Annotated in this window: 17 protein-coding genes and 2 pseudogenes; 15 read left to right on the forward strand and 4 right to left on the reverse strand. The window is 55.1% G+C overall.

Annotated elements, in window-relative coordinates; all coding sequences use genetic code 11:
* The 4 genes and pseudogenes from IHN22_RS10875 to guaA all read left to right on the forward strand — a co-directional run.
* Window positions 1–523: pseudogene (locus IHN22_RS10875) on the forward strand (carbamoyl-phosphate synthase large subunit); the annotation flags it as partial.
* A gap of 72 nt (window positions 524–595) precedes the next feature.
* Window positions 596–1,231 (forward strand): hypothetical protein, encoded by a 636-nt coding sequence (locus IHN22_RS10880; RefSeq protein ID WP_191435317.1) that lies wholly within the window; start codon window positions 596–598, stop codon window positions 1,229–1,231.
* 116 nt (window positions 1,232–1,347) lie between these two features.
* Window positions 1,348–2,376 carry an acyltransferase family protein gene (locus tag IHN22_RS10885; RefSeq protein ID WP_191435319.1) on the forward strand — a complete coding sequence of 343 codons (1,029 nt, stop codon included), beginning with the start codon at window positions 1,348–1,350 and terminating at the stop codon, window positions 2,374–2,376.
* Between the two features lie 68 nt (window positions 2,377–2,444).
* Window positions 2,445–3,986 (forward strand): glutamine-hydrolyzing GMP synthase, encoded by a 1,542-nt coding sequence (gene guaA, locus IHN22_RS10890; protein ID WP_191435321.1) that lies wholly within the window; start codon window positions 2,445–2,447, stop codon window positions 3,984–3,986.
* Window positions 3,987–4,208: 222 nt separating this feature from the next.
* Here the strand turns inward: guaA and IHN22_RS10895 are convergent, their stop codons facing one another.
* The gene (locus tag IHN22_RS10895) at window positions 4,209–4,709 is read right to left on the reverse strand and encodes a helix-turn-helix domain-containing protein (RefSeq protein ID WP_191435322.1); all 501 of its coding nucleotides are present in this window, start codon (window positions 4,707–4,709) and stop codon (window positions 4,209–4,211) included.
* Window positions 4,710–4,943: 234 nt separating this feature from the next.
* Between IHN22_RS10895 and IHN22_RS10900 the strand changes: the two genes are divergently transcribed.
* From IHN22_RS10900 to IHN22_RS10920, 5 genes are all read left to right on the forward strand, one after another.
* Window positions 4,944–5,105, forward strand: a complete 162-nt coding sequence (locus IHN22_RS10900; RefSeq protein WP_300986461.1) for a hypothetical protein — start codon at window positions 4,944–4,946, stop codon at window positions 5,103–5,105.
* On the forward strand, window positions 5,092–6,210 hold the full coding sequence (locus IHN22_RS10905; RefSeq protein ID WP_191435324.1) for a site-specific integrase: 1,119 nt from the start codon (window positions 5,092–5,094) through the stop codon (window positions 6,208–6,210). The genes IHN22_RS10900 and IHN22_RS10905 overlap by 14 nt, the downstream gene beginning before the upstream one ends.
* Window positions 6,167–6,505, forward strand: coding sequence for a plasmid mobilization protein (locus tag IHN22_RS10910; protein WP_191435326.1), 339 nt, complete (start codon window positions 6,167–6,169; stop codon window positions 6,503–6,505). The genes IHN22_RS10905 and IHN22_RS10910 overlap by 44 nt, the downstream gene beginning before the upstream one ends.
* A gap of 199 nt (window positions 6,506–6,704) precedes the next feature.
* Window positions 6,705–7,577 carry an AAA family ATPase gene (locus IHN22_RS10915; RefSeq protein ID WP_300986466.1) on the forward strand — a complete coding sequence of 291 codons (873 nt, stop codon included), beginning with the start codon at window positions 6,705–6,707 and terminating at the stop codon, window positions 7,575–7,577.
* Window positions 7,469–8,353 carry an AIPR family protein gene (locus IHN22_RS10920; RefSeq protein ID WP_191435328.1) on the forward strand — a complete coding sequence of 295 codons (885 nt, stop codon included), beginning with the start codon at window positions 7,469–7,471 and terminating at the stop codon, window positions 8,351–8,353. The genes IHN22_RS10915 and IHN22_RS10920 overlap by 109 nt, the downstream gene beginning before the upstream one ends.
* A 472-nt stretch (window positions 8,354–8,825) precedes the next feature.
* Here the strand turns inward: IHN22_RS10920 and IHN22_RS10925 are convergent, their stop codons facing one another.
* Both IHN22_RS10925 and IHN22_RS10930 read right to left on the reverse strand, forming a co-directional pair.
* Entirely contained in the window at window positions 8,826–9,212 is a 387-nt protein-coding gene (locus IHN22_RS10925) for a type II toxin-antitoxin system death-on-curing family toxin (protein ID WP_191435330.1), read from the reverse strand.
* The gene (locus IHN22_RS10930; RefSeq protein WP_191435332.1) at window positions 9,209–9,463 is read right to left on the reverse strand and encodes a type II toxin-antitoxin system RelB/DinJ family antitoxin; all 255 of its coding nucleotides are present in this window, start codon (window positions 9,461–9,463) and stop codon (window positions 9,209–9,211) included. The genes IHN22_RS10925 and IHN22_RS10930 overlap by 4 nt, the downstream gene beginning before the upstream one ends.
* A 709-nt stretch (window positions 9,464–10,172) precedes the next feature.
* Here IHN22_RS10930 and IHN22_RS10935 point away from each other — a divergent pair.
* From IHN22_RS10935 to IHN22_RS10955, 6 genes and pseudogenes are all read left to right on the forward strand, one after another.
* Entirely contained in the window at window positions 10,173–11,258 is a 1,086-nt protein-coding gene (locus IHN22_RS10935; RefSeq protein WP_191435339.1) for a leucine-rich repeat protein, read from the forward strand.
* A gap of 13 nt (window positions 11,259–11,271) precedes the next feature.
* A pseudogene (locus IHN22_RS12900) lies at window positions 11,272–11,403 on the forward strand (S-layer homology domain-containing protein); the annotation flags it as partial.
* 6 nt (window positions 11,404–11,409) lie between these two features.
* Window positions 11,410–11,628: a hypothetical protein gene (locus tag IHN22_RS12905; RefSeq protein ID WP_365814137.1), complete on the forward strand. Its 219-nt coding sequence runs from the start codon at window positions 11,410–11,412 to the stop codon at window positions 11,626–11,628.
* 290 nt (window positions 11,629–11,918) lie between these two features.
* Window positions 11,919–14,060, forward strand: a complete 2,142-nt coding sequence (locus tag IHN22_RS10945; protein WP_191435334.1) for an RNA polymerase sigma factor — start codon at window positions 11,919–11,921, stop codon at window positions 14,058–14,060.
* 146 nt (window positions 14,061–14,206) lie between these two features.
* On the forward strand, window positions 14,207–14,398 hold the full coding sequence (locus tag IHN22_RS10950; protein WP_087271833.1) for a hypothetical protein: 192 nt from the start codon (window positions 14,207–14,209) through the stop codon (window positions 14,396–14,398).
* A gap of 30 nt (window positions 14,399–14,428) precedes the next feature.
* Window positions 14,429–16,915, forward strand: a complete 2,487-nt coding sequence (locus IHN22_RS10955) for an S-layer homology domain-containing protein (protein WP_191435335.1) — start codon at window positions 14,429–14,431, stop codon at window positions 16,913–16,915.
* A 53-nt stretch (window positions 16,916–16,968) separates the two neighbouring features.
* On the opposite strand, the gene metA is transcribed toward IHN22_RS10955, so the two are convergent.
* Window positions 16,969–17,883, reverse strand: coding sequence for a homoserine O-acetyltransferase MetA (metA, locus tag IHN22_RS10960; RefSeq protein ID WP_191435337.1), 915 nt, complete (start codon window positions 17,881–17,883; stop codon window positions 16,969–16,971).
* Window positions 17,884–18,123 lie beyond the last annotated feature (240 nt).

An 18,123-nucleotide genomic window follows, 5' to 3' on the forward strand; every position in this document is an offset into this window, starting at 1 on the left:
GCTCACCGACGTGGACACCGGCCTGGGCCCCGAGATGAAGTCCACCGGCGAGTGCCTGGGTCTGGCCGAGTCCTTCCCCCAGGCCCTGCTGAAGGCCTTTAAGGGCGCCAACATGAAGGCTCCCAAGAAGGGTGGCCGCATCATCATCACCGTCAAGGACGAGGACAAGGGCGAGATCATCGGTATCGCCCAGGGCTTTGCCGACATGGGCATTGAGATCCTGGCCACCAGCGGCACCTGCGACGCCCTCAACGCCGTGGGCATCCCCGCCCGTAAGGTGGCCCGGGTGTCCGAGGCTCACCCCAACATCCTGGACATGATCGCCTCGGGCACCGTGGACCTGGTCATCAACACCCCCACCCGGGGCCGCCGCCACGACACCGACGGCTTCAAGATCCGCCGCTCCACCGTGGAGCACTCCGTGGCCTGCATCACGGCTATTGACACCGCACGGGCCATGCTCACCATTCGCACCCAGGGCCGGCCCTCCGACCTGCGGCCCATTGATATTACCCAGATTTAATTAAATTGGGAACTTCCCCCTTCCGGATTCGTCTGATAAAAAGGACCTAAGAATCTGGAAGGGGGAGTTTTTATGCGTAAACTGGTTCCTTTGACCCTGGCGGCCTGCCTGCTGGCCGCCTCGCTGACCGGATGCAGTGCTCCGGACAGAGGCCCTGCGGCTGAAAAACCGGTGATCTACCTTTACCCGGAGGAAGAAACCAAGGTCTCCGTTACCCTGGACTTTGATGGGAAACTGACCTCCACCTATCCCGCCTATGGGGACAGCTGGACGGTGGACGCTTCTCCCGACGGGACCCTCACGGACCCGACCACCGGACGGCAGTATTACTGCCTGTTCTGGGAGGGCGTGAGCCAGACCGAATACGACTTTTCCACCGGCTTTTGCGTAGCTGGGGAAAACACAGCCGCATTTCTGGAGGGCGCCCTGGCCCAGTTGGGCCTGACGGAGCAGGAGGCCAACGAGTTTATCATCTACTGGCTGCCTAAGATGGAGCACAACCCCTATAACCTGATTTCGTTCCAGACAAAGGCCTACACCGACAGCGCCACGCTGACCATAGACCCGGCCCCGGATACTCTGATCCGGGTGTTCATGGCCTGGCAGGGGCTGGACCAGCCGGTGGAGGTGGAGCCCCAGACGCTTGCTGCTCCGGAGTGCACTGGCTTTACCGTTGTAGAGTGGGGCGGCGCGGAGATAGGTGCCTGAATAAAAGGCCGCTGAGCTGTCAGAACTCGGCGGCCTTTTTGCTGCTATTGCGGGAGGGAAGAAAACATGATATTCTAAGCGGGCATAGGCTGTCGTGGAAAGAAGGCGCGCCGGACGTGAAAACAAGGGAATATCAGTATGATAATCTGCGCTTTTTGCTCATTGCCCTGGTGGTGCTGGGGCACCTGCTGGAGATTGCGGGGGAATTTCCCCACAAAGAGACGCTGTATGCTGTAATCTACTCCTTTCATATGCCTGCCTTTTTGTTTCTCAGCGGAATGTTTGCCAGGTTTGATCGGAGCAAGTGGATCTTTGGCATGGCGCTGCCCTATCTGGTCCTCCAGTGGTTGTACACCGCCTTTGTGGAAAAGTTGGGGGACCCCTGGGTTCATGTGCAGTTTTCCAGGCCCTACTGGATCTTGTGGTACCTCTTTGTGCTGGCCATTTACACGCTCTTGCTGCCGGTGTACGACGCGCCGTCCCCCACAGGGCGGTGGCTGATGGTCGCCGCGTCGGTAGCTTTGGCGCTGCTGGTGGGCTGTGACAAGAGCATCGACTACCAGTGGAGCGCCTCCCGGATTATCGCCTTCCAGCCCTGGTTTCTGTTGGGCTACTACTTCAGACGGGCGGACGGCCTGCGAGCCCGCTGGAACGGGGGAGGACGGACCCTCAGAGGGATTGTGCTGGGCCTTGCGGCCGCCTGCTGCGTGGTTTTGGAGTGGCTGCTGCTGCGGCAGGGTGTGACCGCAAAAATGATGCTGGGCGCTTACGGCTATGAGGATCTGGGCTACAGCTGGCAGATGCGGGGACTTATCATGTGCTGCGCGGCCAGTGTGATTTTTCTCCTGTTTGCAGGCCTGGCCCCTCACCTCAAGCGCAAAATCCCGGTGATAACTGTTTTGGGGCAGAATACCCTGTCCATCTATCTGCTCCACGGCTTTTTCTTCCATCTGCTTCGGCTGAAATTCCCCTATTTGCTGGCCCAACCGTGGCAGGTGCTGCTGGTATGGGTGGGGCTGCTGCTTTTGCTGGGTAATCCAGTGACAGGACGTGTCACCAGCTTCCTGTTCGGCGGGGGATGGTATCACCTGCTTCAAACGCGGCGCGGACATGGGAGAAGTATTGCGCCCGGGGAAAAAATATGATATTCTAAGCTATAATTGTTACGCAAATTTTCGGAAACCTACAGACTCCATAGAAAGAAGGAACTTGAATGTCCCATCAGACCGTGATCGTTCTGGACTTTGGCGGCCAGTACAATCAGCTCATTGCCCGTCGGGTCCGTGAGTGCGGCGTGTACTGCGAGGTCAAGCCCTATACCACTCCGCTGGAGCAGCTGAAGGCCATGAAGCCCATCGGCTTTATCTTTACCGGCGGCCCCAACAGCGTGTACGACGAGAAGGCCCCCCATGTGGACCCTGCCATTTTTGAGCTGGGCGTGCCCGTGTTGGGTATCTGCTACGGCTGCCAGCTGATGGCCCACACCCTGGGCGGCCAGGTCACTGCTGCCCAGGAGGATACCGCCCGGGAGTACGGCAAGACTGAGACCTATTACGATACTACCTGCAAGCTCTTCAAGGGCCTGCCGGAGCAGGGCATCTCCTGGATGAGCCACGGCGACTATATGGCCAAGGTGCCCGAGGGCTTTGCCCTCACCGCCCACACCGACGCCTGCCCCAATGTGGCCATTGCCGACGAGAAGCGGGGCTTCTACGGTGTGCAGTACCACCCCGAGGTAAACCACACTCAGCATGGTGTGGACATGATCCGCAATTTCCTCTATGAGGTGTGCGGCGCCACCGGCGACTGGACCATGGGCGACTACAAGAACACTGCCATCCGGGATATCCGGGAGAAGGTGGGCGACGGCAAGGTTCTGCTGGCCCTGTCCGGCGGTGTGGACTCCTCTGTGGCGGCCGCACTGCTGGCCGAGGCAGTGGGCAAGCAGCTCACCTGCGTATTCGTGGACCATGGCCTCATGCGCAAGAATGAGGGCGACGAGGTGGAGGCTGCCTTTGCCCGCTGGGATATTAACTTTGTCCGGGTGGATGCTGAGACCCGTTTCCTGCTGAAGCTGGCCGGTGAGGCTGAGCCTGAGCGCAAGCGTAAGATCATTGGCGAGGAGTTCATCCGTGTCTTTGAGGAAGAGGCCAAGAAGATCGGCCGGGTGGATTACCTGGTCCAGGGTACTATCTACCCCGACGTCATTGAATCCGGTGCCGGCGATGCCGCCGTCATCAAGAGCCACCACAACGTAGGCGGTCTGCCCGACTATGTGGACTTCAAGGAGATCATCGAGCCCCTGCGGCTGCTGTTTAAGGATGAGGTGCGTCAGCTGGGCCGCGAGCTGGGCCTGCCCGAGTACCTGGTCATGCGCCAGCCCTTCCCCGGCCCCGGCCTGGCCATCCGTGTGATCGGCGATCTGACCAAGGAGAAGCTGGATACCCTCAGGGACGCCGACGCCATCTACCGGGAGGAGATCGCCGCCGCCGGTGAGGACAAGAACATCAACCAGTATTTCGCCGTACTCACCAACACCCGCTCCGTGGGCGTTATGGGCGACGGCCGCACCTACGATTATACGCTGGCCCTCCGCGCTGTTACTACCAGCGACTTTATGACTGCTGACTGGGCCCGTATCCCCTATGACGTACTGGACCGTATTTCCACCCGTATCGTCAACGAGGTCAAGGGCATCAACCGTATCGTCTACGATATTACCAGTAAGCCCCCGGCAACCATTGAGTGGGAATAAGAAAAAACTGTATTTTTGAGCCCGTAAAGCCTTGGAAATGCAGGTTTTTTCAAAATTCTCACGGCATATTGATTGCAAAATGATTGCACCGCATGTTGCCAAGTTATTCTAACGGTTATTGGATGCCGGTGGAATATATGTGACAGGCTGCGACAAAATTCCCAATTCTGACAGAAGCCAAACGGCTCTGCTGACTGTGTGTACAGTCGGCAGAGCCGTTTTTTATTCCTTCGAATCGGCCATATTCTGGCGCAGGGCATCCAGCCTGTCGCGGGTCTCCTGCGCTTTGGCTTCCGGGAAGGTGTACCGCCAATGGTCATATTCCTCTTTGGAGATCTCTCCCAACTGATACCGGCGCAGTATCGTATACCAGGCATTGAAGTCGTCCCGGAACTTTAACCGGGCATCGATGCTGTTGAAATGAAGGCAAAGCTCCCCGTCCAGCTTTCCGATCTGCAGGCCATAGAGATCTTCAATGGCAAAGAGTGTGTGCATGAACCCCTGATAGGTATCAATATCCGGTACGTTCAAGGCATCAGGCGATACTTGGAGGAGATGCGCCAGATGCTCCTTTAAATCCGCTTTGGGCGTACGGAGACCCTTCTCGTACTGGGACATACGAACCTCGGCAGTGCGGGGAGAAAAACCGACTGCTGTTCCCAGCACCTTCGATGTCATTCCACGCAGATTGCGAAAGAACCGAATCCGCTCACCAATTGCCATATTCGATCTCCTCACTCAATTTTGTTTATATCAGTATAACAGAGTAAACGCAATACCGTCAATGACTAAAATAAAAAAGTTTTAGAATCGACAAGAAATGCATTGCCTAAAGCAAATTAGTATTATATTATAAGCACAACTCAACTGAAAACAGTTGTGAAATAAGAAAGGAATGATTGTATGAAATAGGAACAGATCTATATGTGTGCCTAGGAGGTAGCAGATGAACTTGGTGTGTCTGTGGCCTATGCCTACAAGGTGATCCGTACCTTGAACAAGGAGTTGGAAGAGAGGGGATTCATCGTTCTCCAGGGACGGGTGGACCGCAGATTCTTCCATGAGAAGATGTACGCCACCAAGGATGAGGGGAGAGACGGAAGCTATGCCGGCGTATAAGGATAAAAAGAACGGCAGTTGGTATTTGCAGTTTCGTTATACTGACTGGACAGGGGAACGCAGACCGAAGGTAAAGCGTGGTTTTGCTACCAAGCGGGAGGCCCTGGAGTGGGAGCGGCAGTTCCTGATGCAGCGGAAGGCTGACAACAATATGACCTTTGAGAGTTTTGTGGAGTTGTATGAGCGTAATATGAAGCCCAAGGTGCGTCTGAACACTTGGAAAACAAAAGCAAGTGTGATCCAGAGTAAAATCATGCCCTATTTTGCGAAAAAGCGGCTTTGTGAGATTACCGCCAGGGATGTACTGGAATGGCAAAACACAATGCGCCAGCTCTGCGACAAGCAGGGAGACACCTATACAGATACCTATCTGCGTAATATTCACAATCAACTCACGGCCATTTTCAACCATGCAGTCAAATTTTATGAGCTGCAAGTCAATCCGGCAACCAAGGCGGGCAGCATGGGACAGAAAGAGCGGCGGGAAATGGAGTTCTGGAGCAAAGAAGAATACCTCCGGTTTGCGGATGCCATGATGGACAAGCCTATGTCTTTCTATGCCTTTGAAGTGCTGTACTGGACGGGGGTCCGCCTGGGGGAGCTGCTGGCCCTGACAAAACGGGATTTTGACTTTGAAAAGCGGACCATGACCATCAATAAGTCCTATCAGAGAGTTGACAAGCAGGACCTCATTACAGAACCCAAAACGCCCAAGAGCAATCGAACGATCCAGCTTCCCAAGTTTCTGTGTGAGGAATTGCAGGACTACTTCCGACAGATTTATGGTGCGGATGAAACCAGCAGAATTTTTCCTGTAACAAAGCACTATTTGCGCCATGAAATGATCCGTGGGTGCCAAGAAACCGGCGTAAAAGAGATTCGTCTGCACGATTTGAGACACAGCCATGTGAGTCTGCTGATCGATATGGGGTTTTCAGCCCTGGCCATTGCTGACCGGGTGGGCCATGAGACCATTGATATTACATACCGCTATGCACACCTGTTTCCATCCAAACAGCGGCAGATGGCAGATCAACTGGATTTTGAAAGGGGTGGGGAATATGTCACAGAAATGCCTGGATCGAAGGGGACGCTGGCGGAATAAGGTGGTGTCCTTTCGGATCTCGCCGGAAGAAGATCTGGAATTGGAACGGGCGGTGCGCTTGTCCGGACTGACCAAGCAGGAATACATTACCAGGCGCATTCTTTGCCGGGATGTGATTGTTCAGGGCAATCCACGAGTTTACAAGGCATTGAGAAATGAGCTAAATGGAGTCGTAGAAGAGTTAAAGCGACTAGAACCTGGAATGGCAGCGGCCCCAGAGATGGTGGAGATTCTGCGGTTGATGGCCGAACTTCTCACAGGAATGAAGGAGGGAAGCGACCATGCCAGAAGATAAAAAAACAGCTGCCCTGAACCCATCTGCGGCAACAGATGGAGGGCAACCGCTTGTAAAGAACGCAATTATTATAGCAGAAAATCCAGCAGAAGGCAATCCATACCCGGAAAATCCCACAGAGGACATTGAAAAACGTCTGCGTGAGTGGGAGCAGATGCAAAGCCCTGACTATCTCCACATGGTTGGAATGGAGGAGCTGATGGATCAGACCTTCCCGGTCAAGGAGTCGGTCATCGATGGTCTGTTATACAAAGGAGTGTACCTCTTTGCCGGAGCGCCCAAGATCGGCAAATCCTTTCTGGTGCTCCAGATAGCCTACGCCGTCAGTACAGGACAAGCCATCTGGGACTATCAAGTACATCGTGGAGCGGTGCTCTATCTGGCCCTGGAGGATCAGTACCGGCGGCTCCAGGAGCGCATGGCCCGGATGTTTGGGGTAGATGGCCACGGGGATTTAATGTTGGCAGTGGCTGCCAAACAACTCGGACAGGGATTGGAGAAGCAGATGGAGTATTTTCTCAGACGGTTCCCCCAAGCCCAGTTAATTGTCATTGACACCCTGCAAAAGGTGCGGGAGACGGCAGGAGATCGTTATAGCTATGCCAGCGACTATGAGATCATCGGCCAGCTGAAAACCTTTGTTGACTTCCACAATATCTGCATTCTCATCGTTCACCACACCAGAAAGCAGCAGGCGGAGGATAGCTTTGAAATGATTTCCGGCACTACCGGCCTGCTGGGATGTGCCGACGGAGCTTTTCTGCTGCACAAGGAGAAGCGTACCGACCACCGGGCTATCCTGGACATTGTAGGCCGTGACCAGCCCGACCAACGGCTCCGCCTGCGCCGCAACGAAGAAAATCTGACTTGGACGCTGGAGGGGGCGGACTGTGAGCTGTGGAAGGAACCACCTGATCCGCTGTTGGAGCAGGTAGCCCAACTGGTGACACCGGAGCAGCCGGTGTGGCAGGGAAGCGGTGCGGAAATGCTGGAGAGATTGGGGCTGAAAACCACGGCCAGCAGCCTGACCAGGCGGCTCAATGTGCGGGCTGGGCAACTATTGATGAAATAATTGCTAATAACAATCGGCAAAATGAAATGGTGCCCTCTGATTTCAGAAGTAATGATATATGCCAAACAAGATTGCGAGAAGAATTTTCAAAATATCCACAGCTGTACTATAATGGTGGGCGAAGAAATAGTATGCGTCCAAGGTTGAGAGAGGTATTTGATCCGGACACAGTTGCGCAAACACTGCTTGCCTTTAATGGAAATCCTGTCGATGCATACAGTAGTAAGAAAGATATTTGGATTAATAACCAAATGTACTCAAACACTTTTAGCGATGAACTTCATGCTGAACATATTATATTTGTATACTCGCTAATTAAAACTATTGATGATATGAAGGCTGAACTACAACATAAATGTAATGTCAGAGATGCTTTGGAAGTAGATAAAAATCAATTGAAATTTCTTTCCAAGCGAGGTTCAAGAATACTGCTTCTTTCTGCAATTTCGAACTGCCTTGAAATTTTACTCGGGACTCCTATAGCTTCAAAGATAAATTTGCATTTTGACGATTCCAAAGATTTTAACAGGTGCAAAAATTGGTGGAAACCATGTGTAAAAATTTCTTTGTCATTTTTTGAACAGTTAAACCCGGCCTTGTCTGCTGGTGGCCTTGACAGTAAAGCGAAAGTTGAAACGGCGCATAAGTCTGCTGGTGGCCTTGACAGTAAAGCGAAAGTTGAAACGGCGCATAAACAGTTTTCTAGCATGATTAATGCAATCATTCCTGGAGTAGAGACTCAGCTGAACGATTTTCGAGCACACACAAAAATGTGACTGTGCTATACACTAAAAGCTGACACTGTTTTGGTTGTTGCAAAGCCTCTAATATTGTCGTATTATTTCTCTGGAAAGATTCTTTTTTATATGCTATAACGCATATAAGCCCCCCAATCGTCCATCCAAAGCAAAACCCCTGATAGGATGGTCTAGATAGATTTTTGATTGCAAAAGTCCGAATAGACCTTCCTGCTAATACCTTGCTAATACGCCATTTGAAAAGCCGTTGTAAGGCAGCATATTTCAGAGGGATTTTTGCAAATTGACCTGCCTCCAAGCAGCACAATTTGCGAAGAAAGAACACGGGAAAATATGATATCAACAATGTACGAAATAGTACGATGTACGCTTAAACGGCACGTCTTCCACAAACCGCTTCCCATTATGTCCATAATGGAACAGTATTTCCCTGCACTATAAAAAGACAGGAGAGGCAACAATTTGTGTTGCCTCTCCTGTGAAAGGTGGTTTAAAAGTTATTGCATAAATGCTGTTTGATCCAATGCAGTAAATCTTGCTCCTGAGCAGAACCGTCAGCAATAGCGATGAACATATCCGCCAGTTCGCCTTGCTGCAGCTGGAGGACATAGCCGTTCCATTTGAGTAGAAGCTGTACCACCATAGCGCCGATGCGCTTGTTTCCGTCTAGAAACGCATGATTGGCTGCCAGTCCAAAGCCGATCCTGGCGATCTTCTCAAGGTCAGTGGGAAATAGTTCCTTTCCGCCAAAGGACTGGAGCGGTGCGGAAACTGCGGACTCCAGGATGCTCCTGTCCCGCAGTCCATCCAAACCGCCGCTTTTTTCGATCACACGGGCGTGGATGGCAATCACATCATCTGCCGTGACCCAAATCATTCCGCCATCCTCTTGTAGTCCTGGGCAAAATCGCTCAAGATATTGTCTGCATCGGCCAACATCTGGGACCGGGTTACTGTTGTGGGCGCTGGAATGTCCAATTTAACGGGGAAGGGCATGCCGTTGGCCCGGACAAAGGCATTTGCAAAGATATTAAAGGCGGTAGATGTGGTCATACCCAGATTAGCACAAATTTCGGTCATTTTTGCCTTGGTTTGACTGTCCATCCGAAACGTCATATTAGAGTCCATGTATCGCACCTCCTTGCACTACGATTATAGTGCAATTTATGTGCGCTGTCAATTGGCTGGATATCAATAGGACAATCAGTCCTGTACTATTGATCTACTGTGCGGTTCTCAGGAAGTTAAATCGGTAGATGTCAGTGATCTGGCTTCATAACAAAAATTTAGCGCATTAGCTTGACAGAGAATTGTCTATGATGTATTCTTAGACCATCAATTCATTGATTGCAATCTGTGATTGAAATTTGATTGTGCACAGTTTGAAATGAATTGGGAATGAAGATAATACGCCCTCTCAAGATACCATGACAGCCAAAACTAAACTAAATTTGTTTTAGTTGCTGTTTCGGTTGAGAAGTGGGAGTAAGCCAACGAAACCGGCAAAGCATTGCACTGCAATGCTTTGCCGGTTTTCTTTTTTGCTTGTTGACTGCAGATTGCCCTGTGGTGCCTGAATATGAATATCTGCATCAGTCAGGGCGAGTATCCGAATTTGGTCAGAAACTGGATTGTAGGACGCCGGGGACGGCGCACAAGAGGAACGAAAGCTACAAGCCCGGCTGTGATATGCTGTCCCCGGACGCTCTGGCAGCCAACAGGATGGTTATGATAGCTGATTTACGTTACCGCCCAAAATTTTTTCTTTTTTGTAAAACCAACCGGGGGTGATTGCGCACTATACATCGGAATCAAAAAGAAGAAAGGAAGATGTTCCATGAAAGTACGCAGACTCCTAACCCTGGTTCTGACTCTTGGGCTGGTCCTGGCCCTGTCCCTGCCTGCCCAGGCGGCGGACCTCACCTATGAGGTTTCCGGCGGCAAGCTCTACTTTGATGCTACCACCGGTACCATCACCCGTGCAGATGAGACCGTCACCGAGGCGAACATCCCCGCTGAGATCTACGGTGTAACTGTCACTGCCATTGGGGATTACGCATTCAATCAGCACAAAGAGCTGGTGAGTGTTACCATACCCAGCACTGTCACCACCATCGGGCGGCAGGCCTTTGGCGCCTGCAGTTCCCTGGAGCAGGTGGTCCTGCCGGACAGTGTCACCGCTCTGGGGCAGGGCGTGTTTTATGGGTGCAGCGGCCTGACTGATGTGACCCTCAGCAAGAATTTGACCTCCATTCCCCGGGATACATTCGCAGCCTGTTCCTCTCTGACTGGCGTCACCCTTCCGGATGGCATCACCAGCATCGGATATGACGCCTTCTCTGGCTCTGATCTGACCAGTCTGACTCTGCCTAACAGCGTGACCACCCTGGCCAACTCCTCTCTGGCTAACTGCAAAAGCCTGACCAGTCTGTACATCCCCGACAGCGTGACCTATCTGGGTGAGTGGGCCCTCAGCAACTGCACCAGTCTGACCAGTGTGCGTCTGCCCGCTGGCATCACAACCCTGCCCATGCGGCTGTTTGAAAACTGCATCAGCCTGGAGAACTGTATCATTCCCAGCGGCGTGACCCAAATGCAGGACGCCTTCCGGTTCTGCCGGAGCCTGAAGACGGTCACCATCCCCGTCAGTGTCACCCAAATTGCCAGCGGCACCTTTTATGGCTGTGACAGCCTGACCGATGTCTACTACGGCGGCACCGCCCTCCAGTGGAGCCAGATCGAGATGGGCGGCCTGAATGAAGGCCTGGATCAGGCCACTCTCCACTTCGCCGAGTCGGTGGCTGGGTTCACTGATGTGACTACCGGAGACTACTACGCCGATGCGGTGCAGTGGGCGGTAAACCAGAAGGTCACCACCGGCACCGGCGCCAATACCTTCTCTCCCGCCAACTCTGTTAGCTGAGGCGGTTACTTTCCTGTGGCGGGCGGCCGGATCGCCCGCCCCTGCGTCCTCCGCCTCTCCCTTTACCGACGTCACCGACCCCAGCGCCTACTACTATAATGCTGTCCTTTGGGCGGCCGAGCAGGGTATTACCGGCGGCGTGGGAGGCGGAATGTTCGACCTGTCCAGCAGCCTGTCCTATGACCAGATCTTCACCTTTTTGTGCCGGGCTGCCGGTGAGAGTGCTACGGGGGACGAATGGTCTGCCGCTGCGGTAAATTGGGCCCAGTCCAGCGGCCTGACCGAGGGCCTGAACTTCTCCGCCAAGGCAAACTGTCCGCGCGCCGACGTGGTCTACTGCCTGTGGAAGCAGCTGGGCGCCTCCGCCTGACCGCACCCCGTCCTGCAAAAGGCTGGCCCACCTCTTCGCAGGTGGGCCGGCTTCTGCTGTGTTGTCCGTGAGACAGTTGAAACGATTATGATGTGGAGTATGGAATCTTTTAAAAAATAAAACCAAATGATTCCTTTTCAGCACGATATCCTGTACACTATAGGGAGGAGAATGTGCAACGAAATCCATCACATTTTTTCAGTTCCTCCGCCGCTGCCTTCTTCGGGAGGCGGAGGAGTATGGCGTGAAGCAGAGCATTTTTTATCAGGAGAGAGGGGAACGACAGGAAGATGGACCAGGAGAAACTGAAAGATTTAATCCAGAAAAGCATTCAGGGGGACAGGGAGGCCCAGGAGACCCTGGTGCTGGCGGTACAGAATAAGGTCTATTACCACTGCAAGAAGATGCTGAAGAAGGAAGAGGCCGCCCAGGATGCTGCCCAGGACGTGCTGATCGTCATGCTGACGAGCCTGAACAAGCTGAAAGAACCTGCAGCTTTCTGGGGGTGGGTCAACGGTATTACGGCAAACCGCTGCCGTCACCTGCTTTCTGCGCCCCACAAGGAGTGGCAGATTCCGGAAGATGAGGAGGGCGGTTCCCTGCTGGACGACGTGGAGAACCTGGACGAGACCCTGGTGCCTGAGAAGGCTCTGGACAACGAGGAGACCCGGCGGATGATCCTGGATCTGGTGGATGCTCTGCCGCCGGAGCAGCGGATGTGTGTGCTGTTTTACTATTACGATGAGATGAGCGTGCGGGAGATCGCCCAGGCCATGGAAACCAGCGAGGGCACGGTGAAAAGCCGCCTGAACTACGCCCGGAAGAGCATCAAGGCCGGGGTGGAGGATTACGAGCGCAAGGGTGTGAAGCTCTACAGCGTCAGCCCCATTTTGCTGCTGCTCTACTTCCTGCGGCGTGAGGCGGAGAGCACCGTTCTGGACGGAACCACCGCTGCAACCATGGCTGGCCGGGTGCTGGCCCAGGCGGGGAGCGCTGCATCGGCCACCGCAGCCGGTGGAACGGCTGCCGCCGAAACGACGGCAGCAGGCGGTGCGGCAACTGGTGTTTCCACAGGGTCTGGTGCCGCTGGTACGGCTGCAGGTGCGGCCGCCGCAGGCATCTCGGTGAAAGTGGTGGCAGCCATCCTGGCTGGGGCAGTGGTCATCGGCGGTGCGGCAGTGGGGCTTGCCTTCCGATCTGGCTCGGCTGAGCCTGCGGCGTCGGAGACTCCGGAGATCCTCCAGTCAGAGGCACCGGACAATACCTCTTTCGGGGCGCTCCACGGCTTTACCCTGGTGGAGCCCCGCGCCTACGAGGATGTGCCGCTGACTGCTATGGTAGGAGATCCGGCTTTGGAGGTGCTCTCCTCCGCTGGCGGACTTACCAAGCCGGATATCATGGTGAGTGAGCCGGACGGGGAAGGGTATGTGACCTATACGATCCGCTACACCAATACGGCTCAGGTTCGCATGGGCAATCCCGGCAGCGCCTCCCTGGCGTTTACCATCCTCACTCAGGAGTACGGCCTCTACGACTGGTACACCGGTCAGCTCTACTTCCCCGATCAGCGGGCAGGCACCGGCAATCAGGATCTGGCTACAGGAGAGGGTCAGGTGGACTACAACGGGGAGACCTACCCCATCACCTATGAGAAGCAGTGGACCAGCGGCATAAACTACGGGGATTGGGAGGAGAGCAACCGTTCCGGCCTGGAGCGGGAGATCACCGTAGATACCTACCAGGATGTGACCTATACCGTTCGGGTGCCGGAGGGCTATGACGGGGTGCTTTTGGGGGTCAATATCGTGGATTCCCCCGACCCTCAGCGGACCATCCAGCTTGAATGGGATCTGGAGCTGGACGATCCCGCCCACTATGAGTTTGTCCGCCTCAGCGACCACGCCGCCCCGGCGGAGGAAGGAGGCCTTACGCCAGAAGCTGCCGCCGCCTACGTCGGTGTGCTGGAGGAACAGAGGGACGGCATTGAGGCCTACGCCAGGTGGTATGACGGCATCTTCGACCTATCTCCGGTGGCCCTGGCTGACGTGTGGGGCGACGGCACCCCGGAGCTGCTCTTTGTGGCGTCGGATCCGGATCTCCCCTGGTCGCAGAGCGTCCTGACCATTGTCACCTGTCAGAACGGGCAGGCGGTGACCATTCTCCAGGAAGACTGGGACTTCTTCGCGGGCAGCGGCCTGCGCTATACGGTGTTCCTGGCAGAGGACGGGACTTTGTGGGCCGACACCAACTACTATACCTCCCGCTTGGTGGAGGAACCCTGGGCCTTTGCGGAGAGTGCCGGCGGCCTGACCATGGGAGCGGCAGAGTCGCTGCCCGATCCGGCTCAGGTGATCCTCAGCAATCAGAAGGAGGCGGAAGCGGCCATGACGGTGGATGAGGCGGAGGCACTCCTGAGGAACGGTGGGTTGTGACCGATTCCAAAAAAAATTAAAAAAATTGCAAAACCATAAAACCGATGGGCTTCTCCGTGGCACTCTATCACAGAGAGTGCGGGGAGGCCTGTTGGCCTTTCCGTCTCTGCCAACATAATTTGACACAATAAGGAGAGACAAGAACGATGAAAAAGATGATGGCTCTGATCGCTGCCCTGGCCCTTGCTGCCAGCCTGACTGCCTGTGGAGGTCACTGCAAATCCTGCGACCAGCCGGTGTACAAAGACGGCTACTGCGAGTACCACTACGCGTTGAATGCGGCTCAGGATCTGGTGGATGATGCGGCTCAGGCCGCACAGGACGCCATCTTTGGCTAAACCACAGAAGAAAGAAGGAGGTTGCTGGTTATGAGAGGAATACAAAAGGTTCTTGCTCTGCTGCTGACCCTGGTGCTGACGGCGGGTGCTCTGCCGGTCACTGCGTCAGCGGCGGATACTGGCTTTAAGGACGTACCGGACGATGCCTACTACGCCGACGCGGTGGCTTGGGCAGTAGAGGAGGAGATTACCCAGGGCACTGGAAACGGCGTCTTTTCCCCGGAGAGGACCGTGACCCGGGCGGAGACGGTGACCTTCCTGTGGCGTGCCGCCGGGTCCCCGACTCCCACCGGCGTCTCCACCGGCTTCAGCGATGTCACCGACAAGAATGCCTTCTACTATAAAGCTGTGCTCTGGGCGGTGGAGAAGGGGATCACCAACGGCGTGGGAGGCGGCCGGTTCAACCTAACCGCGACTCTGACCTATGACCAGATCCTCACCTTCCTGTGCCGTTTTGCCGGGGAGGAGGCTCAGGGTGATGACTGGTCCGCCGCTGCCGTGGCTTGGGCCAGAAACAGCGGCCTCACCGATGGACTTACATTTACCGCCAAATCAAACTGCCCCCGCTCCGATGTGGTCTACTGCTTGTGGAAGCAGCTGGGAGGCGAGGCGGCCCAGGAGCAGCCGGTGCTGAGCAACGAGGCTGGAGCCACCCTGGCCATCACCACCGGATTTCTGGACCGGAAGTCCGCCATCGACATCAGTGAATTCGGCCTGGAGGCATCTCAGGCGGAGAAGCTGGCCCTGAAGATCGCCGATATGGACGGTGAAAATCCCTACGGGATCACCCATCTGAACGCCTACGAACAGGACGGGCAGATTGCCAAGACTCTGGCGGTGTACTACACCAACAGCACCATCTCTGTCGGTACGGTGGCCGACCATGACTGGCGCTATATCTCCGATGCGGCCCAGGCGGAGGCCGAGCGGGTGGTGGACGAGCTGATCACCAGCAATATGAGCGACTACGAGGTGGTCAAGACCCTCCACGACTATCTGGTCACCCACTGCGACTATGACTACCGGGTGGACATCGGAAATATGCCCTTTATCTCCCATCAGGCCGAGGGGGCTTTGCTGAAGGGAACCGCCGTCTGCTCGGGCTATGCCAAGGCCTACGAGGCCATGCTGGACGCCGCAGGTATCCCCAACGAGACCATCACCGGCTATGCCGGCGGTTACCACGCATGGAACCTGGTGCAGGTGGACGGCCAGTGGTACCATGTGGATACCACCTGGGACGACCCTACCACCCAGGGCGGCGACTATATCCGCTACACCTATTTTCTAAAGAGCGACAAGGTGATGGCCAGTCGGAGCCACCGGGGCTGGGAGGACGTCCACGCCTGCACCAGCACCAAGTACGATGAGGACCTGCTGGACTCCACGGACCAGGCGATGGCCGATGAGCGGCAGGAGCGGGTGGATGCTATCCTGGCCGCTTGCGCCTCTGCTCTGAAAGGTGTCCCCACCTGGACCCAGGCGGAGCTGCAGGCCCTCACCGACCAGCAGCTGAGCGACGCGCTGTACTTTACCATTGACCTGTCCGACGCCGGCTTTGATTCCAACACCCTGTCCAAGTACAGTCGCGAAGTGGCGGACGCCATCATTGACCAACACCCGGAGTTCGCTTACGGCACCTTTGACTCACGGGAGATGTCGCTTAAGTTCCGACGGGATGATGTGGCGGCGGAGCAGAAGCGCCGTCAGGAGGCAGCCCAGGCAGATAAGGAGCAGCAGCAGAATCAAGACCAGGCCACTGCCCTGGAGATTGTGCCTATTCTGGAAAAGGCCATCGCCGAAATGGACTGCTACACCACAACGGTGACCCTTACCGGATACACCGACGAAGCCATTAAGATCGCCTGTAACACTATGAAGGTGGAGGGGTACACCTTTGACGGCTACACCTACCATACCAACTGGCAGACCAAAGACTATGACCTCAGTGCCAAAAGCGGTGGAGTGGTGACCCTTACTAACAACAAGTGGGACCGGGAGGAGCTGCAGAAGTATGTGGACCAGATCGAGGAGGCCATTGACAGCGGGGCCTTCCAGGTGGAGTTCCAGCCCGCGGATTACCCGGACCGGGACGGCGACTATTATGCCTCCAAAGCTTACCGCGTGATGAGCGCCGAGGGCTATGTCACCGCAAACGGCAAAGTTTCCGGGGTGGACTACCGGCTGTTCAGCGGCGGGACCAACAAGGACAGCGGGGTGTTCAAAGCCTCCCTACAGTACCCTCTGCCGGATATGACCGATGAGGAGGCTCTCGCCTATTATACTGGCATCCTGGAGCAGGCAGTCCGGGACGGCGAGACCGAGCTGACGATCCAATATTCCTGGGATGGCCGCAGCTACTGGGCTGGGTTGACCCAGGCGATCGACACCGTGGGCGGCAAAGGCTATTCCGTGGACGGCCTTGTTTGTGGCGAGGACTATACCCTGACACGCATGGGAAGCTCCGCCAACTCCGGCACTGCCCAGGTGAAGATCGGCTACAAGGCCGAAAGCTAAGCTTACCCTATAGAAACAGCGCCCGCTCCGGTATTCCGGGACGGGCGCTGTTGTTATACTTCGTTCAAGTCGTACGGCGTGGTCTGGTACACGTAGTAATTCAGCCAGTTGGTATAGAGAAGCTGGCCCGCGCTTCGCCAGCGCACCACGGGAACCTTGGTGGGATCATCCCCGGGGAAGTAGTTGGCGGGTACGGCAATATCCAGCCCCTTGTTTACATCCCGCCAGTATTCCTTGGCCAGAGTATCGGGATCGTATTCCGGGTGTCCCATTACAAAGAACTGCCGGCTGTCTTCGGTCTTGACGGCGTATACGCCAGCCTCGGCGGAAACTGCAATCAGTTCCAGGCCGGGGGTGCTGCGGATATCCTCCTCCCACACCTCGGTATAGCGGGAATGGGGGGCATAAAATACATCGTCGAATCCGCGGAACAGGGGAGAGCTGGGCTTGAGGACCCGGTGCTCAAAGACGCCGAACAGCTTCTGAGGGAGAGAGCGCTTCTCGATTCCGTGATGGAAATAGAGCCCCGCCTGGGCGCCCCAGCAGATGTGGAGGGTAGAGTGGACATGGGTGCGGCTCCAAGCCATGATCTCGCACAGCTCAGGCCAGTAGTCCACCTGATCGAACTCCAGGTTCTCCACCGGCGCGCCGGTGATAATCATGCCGTCAAATTTGCGGTCTCTGATCTCATCAAAGGTGGTATAGAAGGAAGCAAGATGATCTTCATCCGTGTGCTGGGAATGGTAACTGGCAGTCCGAAGAAGCTCTACTTCGATCTGTACCGGGGTGTTGGACAGCTTGCGAAGGATCTGGGTCTCCGTTACGATCTTAGTGGGCATCAGATTCAGGATTACTACATTCAAAGGACGGATATCCTGATGCAGGGCTCTGTGCTCGGTCATGACGAAGATATTTTCGCTCTCCAACACCGCGGTAGCGGGAAGTGAATCAGGAATTTTAATGGGCATGGGTATGGCCCCTTTCCGTTGGATTTTGTAATAAGAATAGAGTAGCATAATTCCAACCCTGTCGCAACCAGAGAATGACAAAAGAAGAACGGAAAGAGAAAAGGGCGGAAAGTGAAAAAAGGTGTTGACAAATGGGGGCGAGAGTGATATTCTATCTGAGCGCCTTGCGAGAGGGCATGAAAATCTGACCAAAATCGGAAGAAACCGAGGGGAACCTGGACGGCCTTGCGGAAAGAGATC

Source organism: Flavonifractor sp. An112 (genome assembly GCF_904377885.1).
Taxonomy (GTDB): domain Bacteria; phylum Bacillota; class Clostridia; order Oscillospirales; family Oscillospiraceae; genus Flavonifractor; species Flavonifractor avicola.